The sequence below is a fragment of the Vibrio sp. 1288 genome, assembly GCF_033344475.1.
This window is the reverse complement of the sequence record NZ_JAWPOX010000240.1, coordinates 1-910: the sequence shown is the minus strand read 5'-3', so window position 1 is coordinate 910 and position 910 is coordinate 1. Positions and strand designations below refer to the sequence as shown.

The window sequence follows — 910 nt, the reverse complement described above, 5'->3', positions numbered from 1 at the left end:
ACCACCATAGGATTTGGCCACCTTGCTGCATAAAGCTCATCAAGGTATTGGCCCAATCCTCACTGATCAAACCCAAAGTGTTGAGTAGGATCTGCTCCATTACGCTGCGTTCTCCGCTATCGTGTTACGGTTGCCTTTGTTGTTAGACATATCGCGCTCTGCTTGTTCAGCAACTAAGCCAATACCCTGCTTTTCTAGAATGTTGCGAATGCTCTCGGCTTGAGAACTCAGCACATTATGCGCCAGAAGCAGTGGCATTGCGGCTACCAAGCCGAGAACCGTTGTCACCAACGCCATCGAAATACCGCCCGCCATGACTTTTGGATCGCCATTACCAAACTGAGTGATCACTTGGAATGTTTCGATCATGCCCGTTACCGTACCTAGCAGACCTAACATTGGTGCCAGCGCTGCAAGCAGTTTGAGCATCGATAGGCCTTTTTCAAGGTGTGTTTGCTCATCAACCACCGCCTCAAGTAGACGCAATTCTAATGCTTCGACACTTCGATGTTTGTCGTTTTGATAAACAGAAAGAACGCGACCTAGAGGGTTATCTTCTGCTTTGGTTGGATTCTTTAGCTGCTTCGCAATTTTTTGGCGAGCAATGAAAAGAGACACACCGCGAACCAACGCGATAATCAAACCAATCGCTAATAGAACAAGGATGATCTGGCCAACTACGCCACCCGCATTTAGACGATCTTTCAGCGTTGGCGAGTTCGCTAGTTGTTCTAAAAGAATGCCACGCGATGGATCAATGACTAACGAATCCAATTCGCCGTTGGTGAATGCGCTCGCTGTCGGACCATTTTCTGGCTGACGCAAATAGTTCACTGCGTCACCACGCTGGCCGTTCCATTTCACATAGCCATAGTCATCAAGTAGTGCCATTGCACCAAGACGAACACCA

General features: G+C 48.2%; 1 protein-coding gene and 1 pseudogene. Both read right to left on the bottom strand.

Annotation, left to right across the window (positions count from 1 at the left end; translation table 11 throughout):
* Window positions 1–100, bottom strand: a pseudogene (locus tag R8O11_RS25950) (MotA/TolQ/ExbB proton channel family protein); the annotation flags it as partial.
* On the bottom strand, window positions 100–910 hold an 811-nt coding region (locus R8O11_RS25945), incomplete at its 5' end, for a MotA/TolQ/ExbB proton channel family protein (protein ID WP_318194705.1). The gene R8O11_RS25945 and the pseudogene R8O11_RS25950, both read right to left, overlap by 1 nt.